Origin of the sequence: Amycolatopsis sp. NPDC004169 (assembly GCF_040610315.1) — a bacterium.
In the GTDB taxonomy this organism is placed as follows: Bacteria; Actinomycetota; Actinomycetes; order Mycobacteriales; family Pseudonocardiaceae; genus Amycolatopsis.
Window position 1 is genome coordinate 94,111 of the sequence record NZ_JBEXMD010000037.1, and the last position, 7,467, is coordinate 101,577.

Annotated in this window: 7 protein-coding genes and 1 pseudogene; 4 read left to right on the forward strand and 4 right to left on the reverse strand. The window is 70.3% G+C overall.

The window, feature by feature from the left end:
* Nucleotides 1-733: 733 nt before the first annotated feature.
* The 4 genes from ABZX11_RS36620 to ABZX11_RS36635 all read right to left on the reverse strand — a co-directional run bounded on the left by ABZX11_RS36620 (nucleotide 734) and on the right by ABZX11_RS36635 (nucleotide 3,214).
* Nucleotides 734-1,255 (reverse strand): hypothetical protein, encoded by a 522-nt coding sequence (locus ABZX11_RS36620; protein WP_354922068.1) that lies wholly within the window; start codon nucleotides 1,253-1,255, stop codon nucleotides 734-736.
* A 149-nt stretch (nucleotides 1,256-1,404) separates the two neighbouring features.
* Nucleotides 1,405-2,247 (reverse strand): aldo/keto reductase, encoded by an 843-nt coding sequence (locus tag ABZX11_RS36625; RefSeq protein ID WP_354922037.1) that lies wholly within the window; start codon nucleotides 2,245-2,247, stop codon nucleotides 1,405-1,407.
* A complete protein-coding gene (locus tag ABZX11_RS36630; protein WP_354922040.1) occupies nucleotides 2,244-2,441 on the reverse strand; it encodes a hypothetical protein in 198 nt (65 codons plus the stop codon). The genes ABZX11_RS36625 and ABZX11_RS36630 overlap by 4 nt, the downstream gene beginning before the upstream one ends.
* Before the next feature lie 155 nt (nucleotides 2,442-2,596).
* A complete protein-coding gene (locus tag ABZX11_RS36635) occupies nucleotides 2,597-3,214 on the reverse strand; it encodes an NAD(P)-binding domain-containing protein (protein ID WP_354922043.1) in 618 nt (205 codons plus the stop codon).
* Nucleotides 3,215-3,864: 650 nt separating this feature from the next.
* Between ABZX11_RS36635 and fdhA the strand changes: the two genes are divergently transcribed.
* The 4 genes and pseudogenes from fdhA to ABZX11_RS36655 all read left to right on the forward strand — a co-directional run.
* Nucleotides 3,865-5,082 (forward strand): formaldehyde dehydrogenase, glutathione-independent, encoded by a 1,218-nt coding sequence (fdhA, locus tag ABZX11_RS36640; protein ID WP_354922046.1) that lies wholly within the window; start codon nucleotides 3,865-3,867, stop codon nucleotides 5,080-5,082.
* 363 nt (nucleotides 5,083-5,445) lie between these two features.
* Nucleotides 5,446-6,186 carry a PAS domain-containing protein gene (locus tag ABZX11_RS36645; protein ID WP_354922049.1) on the forward strand — a complete coding sequence of 247 codons (741 nt, stop codon included), beginning with the start codon at nucleotides 5,446-5,448 and terminating at the stop codon, nucleotides 6,184-6,186.
* Between the two features lie 434 nt (nucleotides 6,187-6,620).
* Nucleotides 6,621-7,169, forward strand: coding sequence for a helix-turn-helix domain-containing protein (locus tag ABZX11_RS36650; RefSeq protein ID WP_354922052.1), 549 nt, complete (start codon nucleotides 6,621-6,623; stop codon nucleotides 7,167-7,169).
* Nucleotides 7,162-7,308 (forward strand): annotated as a pseudogene (locus ABZX11_RS36655) (integrase); the annotation flags it as partial. The gene ABZX11_RS36650 and the pseudogene ABZX11_RS36655, both read left to right, overlap by 8 nt.
* Nucleotides 7,309-7,467: the final 159 nt, after the last annotated feature.

Consider the following 7,467-nt stretch of genomic DNA (forward strand, 5'->3'; position numbering starts at 1 on the left):
GTGGCCGTCGCCCAGTTCGATCGCCCCGCTGTGCCCGTCGAGCTTGCCGACTTCCGCGCCGAGGCCGGGGTGAGCCTGCTCCGCCTATCTGCGGGATGACCATGCCGTCCTCGTCGATGAGGTACGCCGCATCGGTCGTGCATCCACTCAGCGATGACACCGAAGTCGCGGCGAGCCGGAGGATGTCCGCGGCTTCGCGGCCGTCGGACATCATCATCGAAATCGCGGAGAGACCGTAGAGATTCGACAGCTGGGCGCGCCACCAGTTGTCGGTTCTGGCTTCGGGGTCCCGTGGGGCCGCGTCGTGCTCGGGCATCACTTCCGGCCTCCCCGACGCGGACCTGGTGTTGCGCACCCTACGCCGTCGGCGGCTGTTCCGCTTCCGCGATTGCGACGCCTGAGCGAACGTGTAACGCCCGGGGTGCGGCTCGGACTCCGATGGCATCGGCGAGGCGCCGAAGTGCCGCCGCGACGTGGTAGTTCCGATGCCCCAGCCTCGATGACGGCGGGTCACCCGAAACTCAGCCGTCTCCGCCGCTTCCGGCGGGCCAAAACTTGAGTCGTCATCGCCAACTATCGAGGGTGACGTTGTCGGCGTGGCTCCTACCCGCCGCCACAATGTCTTCGGCGACATCGGCCGGTAACGCCGGGAACGTGCCGCCTTGGAACTGGCCACGGTCGCCGGGCGAGTATGGCCGGGCCCACCGACCGTGTCCTCTCGGTCAGCTACTGCCTAACCGAGAAGGGGTACGCCGCCGCTGTCACTGTCGGGTCCGGTCTTGGTCCGGGACACTGGAGCGGGCACGTGACTACCGACAACGGTCTGCTCGCGGTACTGCAGTACGGGACGGTGATCGCCAGGCGGATTGGTAACTGGCCGGGAAATCCGTTCACCGTGGAGACCGACCGCGCGGACAGCGCCGGGAGCGCCACCTTGGCTTCGAGGCGGGCCGGCGGTGCGCCTGGGCAGTGGTGCATGCCGTAGCCGAAGGTGAGGTGCGGCCACACGGGTGATGTCGAACTTGGCGGCGGTGTCGCCGTGCTGGGCGGGGTCGCGCCCGGCGGCGCCGAAGCCGACCGGGGTCGGGTCGCCGCGGCGGATCAAGGTGCCGTCCACCTCGATGTCCTCGACCGCGTACCGCAGCGGCGGGTACGGGATCGGCGCCTCCAGCGCGAGGTGGACAACCGCCTGTCCGCTCTCCTGCTGGTCGGCGAGCTGACGCCCGGCCGCTTGGTCCGGGTGCGTGTCGCCCACGGGGAGCTGGAGGTGCAGGTGGAGGACCCGGCTCCTGCGGGCGTCAGCTGCGCGGCCGGGTCGGCTCGTCGGGCCGGCGTGCCCGGGCTCGCACGATCCGTCACGGCCCCGTTCGACACGAGCGCGATCAGCGCCGCCGGCTCGCGAGTTCAGAGCACCTCGAGTGCCCGACGGGTCCGGGGCGGCGGGAACGCCTGGTCCAGCAGCTGGAAGTCGTCTTCATCGAGCTGGACCTCGAGCGCTGCGGCGTTGTCCCGGACGTGTTCGGGCGACCCCGCCCGCGGGATCGCGATCATCCCGTCGGACCGCAGCACCCAGGCCAACGCCGCTCGGGCCGGAGTGATCCCGTGCCGGTTCGCGACCTCCGCCAGGGCCGGGTGCTCCAGCAGCCGTCCCTGCTCCACCGGCGAGTAGGCCATCACCGGCAGGCCACGCTGCCGGCAGTGCGGGATCAGGTCGAACTCGGGCCCGCGCCGCTGCAGGTTGTAGAGGATCTGGTCGGTCGCGACGTCGCCACCACCGGCGACGGCGGCGAGATCGGCGAGATCACGGGTGTCGAAGTTGCTGACGCCCCAGTGCCGGATCTGGCCGCCGCGCACCAGCTCGTCGAACGCCGCCACCGTCTCGCCGAGCGGCACCCGTCCCCGCCAGTGCAGCAGGTACAGGTCGATCCGGTCGGTGCGCAGGCGGCCCAGGCTGCGCCGGCAGGCGTCCAGGGTGCCCTGCCGGTCGGCGTTGCCGGGCAACACCTTGTCGACGAGGAACACCTCGTCGCGCCGCCCCGCGATCGCCTCGCCGACCAGCTCCTCCGAGCCGCCGTCGGCGTACATCTCCGCGGTGTCGACGAGCGTCATCCCGAGGTCGAGGCCCAGGCGCAGCGCTGCCATCTCGTCGGCACGGCTGTCGGGGTGCTCCGCCCAGCCCCACGTGCCCTGCCCCAGCGCCGGCACCAGCTGCCCCGAGGGGAGCGCGACCGACCGTCGTGGGCTCACCAGTTGGCCGGTGGGTCGCTCGCGGGGAACGACTGCTTCCCCCACTCGTCGACGATGTCGCCGCCGACCCGGGTGGCGGCGGCGTCGCCGGGCAGCGGCTCGGTCTCCGGTGGCGCGTCGGTCACGGTCGTCGCTCTGCGCACGGTCATCGCGGTACTCACGGGGGAGCCCTTCCGGTCGTGGTCGTCGGTCATCGCACTGAGTGTGCCCGGGCTCTGCCCGCGGCGCCTCGCCCCGGTGGAGCCATTGCTGTGCGGGCGAACCGGCCCGTGGGGCCGACTTCCGCCCCCTGGAGTGTCGGGTACCGCGACGCCGTGTCGGGTCGATACACATCGTGGCGCCCTCCCCGTCAACTGGTCGGGCCGACGAGCTTCCAGCCGTCCTGCCACGGCCATCCGTTGCTGATGTTGAGCCTGATGTTCAGCATGGCCATCGCCTCCAGTGCCCTTGCCATGATCAGCCCGCCTGCGTCGATCGGCCGGAACCCCATCGAGGCGACCAGGTCCAGGATCGCCTGCTTGGCCTGCTCGTCGTCGCCGGCGACGAAACCGTCGAGCTGCACGCCGTCGACAACCGGGTCCGCCTGACGCGCGGCCAGCACGGTGTTGAACGCCTTGACCACGTGGGCCGCGGGCACCAGGGCCGCGGTGGCCTCGGCGTTGGACGTCCCGTCGAGCTGCTGCGGATCCATCCGATTGGTGACGTCGACGACGATCTTGCCCTCGACGGCCCGGCCGAGCTCGTCCAGGACCGGACCGACCGCGTCGAAGGAGACGGCGAGCACGACCACTTGCGCGGCATCCGCGGCGCTCCGGTTCGAGCCGGCCGTGGTGGCGCCGGTCGCGTCGGCCGTGGCCTTGGCCGTCTCGCCGTCGACGTCACTGACCCACACTGCATGCCCCGCCCGCACCATCGTCGAGGCCGGCGCCCGTCCGACGGTGCCCGCTCCGATCACCGCGATATCCATACCTTGCACACTGCTCGGCAGGCCGTCGGCCGCCCTCGGCCCGATGGGTCCATCCGTTGCCTCTCCAACCGGCCTGTTGGGTCGGTGCCATGGCAGAGGTGGTCGCCGTATGGCCGCTGACATCCGGCAATTCGTCAGAATCGTGACGTCGGCATCGCGCAGCGCGATGTAGGCCAGCCCTGGCCAGCCTCGCCGTCTGCGCCACCGCGATGACGCCACGTATGGCCGCCATGAACAGGGAGGTCGTCACCGGCGACGGCCACCAGCAGAACGCTGGGCTCGATTACCCGCTGCCTGGCAGCGACGTCCAGTGGCAGCGCCACACCGACCCGGACCAGCCCTCGGCGGCGTTGCTCGGTTGGACGCCGCCGTGCCCGTTCCAGTCGCGTCCGTGCGGGTCGGGCGGTCTCCGGGGCGATATCGCTGACCGCGACCGCGTGCCCGACCCGGGCTGTAGGGATGACCATCGCCCTTGCGACCGTGCCTGCTCCGAATGGTGGCAGCGTCCAGGGGGCCATCCCGTGTGGAGCGACACCGCGGATCGTCCCGTCAGGGCGGTGGACGGCCCACACCGCAGACCCGGCAGGCCGGTGCCCGAAGCGGGGCCGCGAACCAGGCTGGTCTCCACGAAGAGCAGCGAGGAGAGCGTCATGGCGGACAATCGTGCAGTGGTCTACCAAGGTCCGGGCAAGGTGAGCGTCGAGACGATCGACTACCCCGAGCTGGTCCTGCGACCGGGCCCGGGCGTCCCGCCGGGCAACGAGAACCGCAAGTGCCCGCACGGGATGATCCTGAAGGTGGTGTCGTCCAACATCTGCGGCAGCGACCAGCACATGGTCCGCGGGCGCACCACCGCGCCGGTCGGGTTGATCCTCGGCCACGAGATCACCCGCGAAGTCATCGAGAAAGGACCCGACGTCGAGAACCTCACCATCGGCGACATCGTCTCGGTGCCGTTCAACGTCTCCTGCGGGCGCTGCCGCACCTGCCACGACGGCGACACCGGGATCTGCCTGAACGTCAACCCCGACCGTCCCGGCGGCGCCTACGGCTACGTCGACACGGGCGGCTGGCCCGGTGGTCAGGCCGAGTACGTGATGGTGCCCTATGCGGACTGGACCGCGCTGCGCTTCCCCGACCGGGACCGGGCACTGGCGAAGATCCGCGACCTGACGATGCTCACCGACATCTTCCCGACCGGCTTCCACGGCTGCGTCACGGCGGGGGTGGGCACTGGCTCGACGGTGTACATCGCCGGAGCCGGACCGGTCGGGCTCGCCGCAGCGACCTCGGCGTTCCTGCTCGGGGCCGCCGTGGTGATCGTCGGCGACCTGAACGCCGAGCGGCTCGCGCACGCGCGCACCTTCGGCTGCGCCACGCTGGACCCGTCGGCGGGGCCGATGCCCGACCAGATCGCCGAGATCCTGGGCGTGCCCGAAGTGGACGCCACTGTCGACTGCGTCGGCTTCGAGGCCAAGGGCCACACCAAGGACGGCCGCGAGGCGCCGGCGACCGTACTCAACACCGCGATGGCGATCACCCGGGCCGGTGGGCGGATCGGCATCCCCGGGCTGTACGTGACCGACGACCCCGGCGCCGCCGACGAGGACAGCAGGGTCGGTGCGCTGTCGATGCGGTTCGGGTTGGGCTGGGCCAAGTCCCACTCCTTCGCTACCGGCCAGTGCCCGGTGCTGCGCTACAACCGCGGGCTGATGATGGCGATCCTCAACGACCGGGTGCAGATCGCCCGCAATGTCAACGCCACCGTGATCTCGCTGGACGACGCACCGGACGGCTACGCGCAGTTCGACGCCGGCGTCCCTCGGAAGTTCATCCTCGACCCGCACGGCATGATCCCCGCCAGCTGACGGGCCGCGCATCGACCCGTGCGCCGACGCCCCGCATCGTGCGTGTTGCGACGGGTCCGGCCATGACCGTGGCCGATTCGCGTCGTGGTCCGCACCGCCCGTCACGTGACCCTCCTGACGAGTCCAGCGCGCCGCAGGGACGCGCGCCGCCGCCGTGGAAACCGGCGTGCCCGGGGTTTCCGCCGCGGGCGACATGCGCATCGGACCGGTCGAACGAGTCGCCACGGCCGTGGACAGGGTGCGACGGCGGTCCGGCTGGTGCACGATCACCTGTCGAGGCCGCACCCGGCGCAGCTCTGTCGTGCCGGGTCGGCGCAGCCGGCGGCCGTGAGGAGGCCGAATGGACGGGGAGGGGCTCCCGGGATGTCAGATCAGGCCGCATGGCCCGCGCACGTCGTCGAGTGGGCGACCGAACGCATCGGGGGAAGGTCGCTGTCCGAGGAGTGGGGACGCGGCCCGATGCTTCTCGGCCGCAGCGACTTCCACGGGTTCTACCAGGCAGCGAACGCCCGCCACAGCGAACTGCTCGGCTGGACGATCGCCGAGCTGGCCTCGGTGTCGTGGTGGGAGTTCGTGCACCCCGACGACCGGGACGGGATGGTCGAGGGCATCGAGCTGCTGATGAAGATCGGCCGCTGGGACGACGCCGAGGTGGGCTTCCTGATCCGCGACGGGCACTACCGGCGGACCCGGTGGAGCTTCCTCGCCGACCCGGACGACGAGTTCATCTACTGCGTCGGCCAGGACGGCGGCGTGGATTTCCGGGAGTGGGTCAGGGTGCGCGTGGGCATCTGGCAATGGCATCCGAGCGCCGGCACGATGACCTGGTCCGGTCTGCTGTTCGATCCCCACCCGCCGACGACCTACGCGGGGTTCCTGGCGCTTGTGGACGACACCGACCGTTCCCGACTCGACGAGCAGGTGCGCGCAAGCCTGCTCACCGGCGACCCGATCGAAGACACCGTGCGGGTCGGCCTGGCGCTCGGTCCGACCCCCGTGCGGTTCGCGGGGACCGCCCACCGTGGCCCGGACGGCGACATTCACGTCTGCGGGATCGCGCAAGCCATCGACGAGCGGGCCGCGTCCGGCGGTCAAGGTGGATGACGAGACTGCCGACGTCTGGGCAAGACCCGGCGAATGCCGCCCTCCGGCCCGCCGCCGAGATGAGCAGCCCGCCCGCGCCGGGCCGACCGCCCGCCTGACGTTCGCATTGATCTCGTCGAGTAGCGCTGCCGCGGGGATCTGGTCGCTGCCGACGAGCTCCGGCTGCATCGCCTGGAACGACAGTGACAGCTCACGCCTGACGCCCAAGCATGGAGGTCGAGTGCCATAGTGGGTGGTCGTTCGCCCTCCGGCATGATCGCGTCTCGTACTGGTTCGGTTCGCTTATCTCGCCGTTGCCCACGCCTTCGCGGCACTACGACTTTTGCTGAGGGCTGACCGGAAAAGACGTCGAGATCCTCGCTCTGCGCCACCAGCTCACCATCTTGCAACGACAGCTCGGCGGCCGACGTCCGCAATTTCGGCCCGAGGACAGGATGTTCCTCTCGATATTGCTGGTGCCGCTGTCCCGCGCGGCGTTACGTCGGCTCCGGCTCTTGGTCAGCCCGGATACGGTGTTGCGGTGGCATCGCAACCTGCTGAAACGCCGTGATGCCCGCGCAAGCGTGAATCGAAGGCCTGGGCGCCCGCGTACCCGCACCTCGATCCGTCGTCTCGTTCTGCGCCTGGCGGCCGAATGGGGCTACCGGCGCATCCATGGCGAACTCGCGCTGCCCGGTATCGAGGTTGCTCCCTCGACTGTATGGGAGATCCTCAAGGCCGAAGGTGTCGACTCAGCACCGCAACGGACGACGGTCAGATGGGCTGACTTTCTGCGCTCTCAAGCCGAGGCGGTTCTGGCGATGGACTTCATCGAGACCATCACCCTCACTGGACAGCGGCAGTACATTCTCGCGGCTATCCACCACGCTGGCCGGCGGATCCGCATTCTCGGTACTACGGCGCACCCGACACAGGCTTGGGTGACGCAGGCCGTCCGCAACCTGCTCATGGACCTCGAAGGTGTGGAGACGTCCCGCGGGTGAAGTTCCTTCGATCCTCCCGACGTTCACCTTCCACGGAGGTCGCCACACACAGCACCTGGCTGACCCGGAGGTCGCTCGGCGCGCCCGGCTGGGGCAGAAGATGAAGGGCGTCGCCCGGGTCTACGACCACGTGACCCCGGCGACGGTCAACCAGACCCGGACGCCAGGAGGGTTCCGGAGGCCGCCTACGAGAGGCGACCAGACCGGGGGCCCGGGGGCTTGCCCCCGGCGGGTGGAGAGCTTGAGCGCCTTCAGTCGCGCTTCGCGCAACCACTCCGGCACGGACTTATTCGAGGAG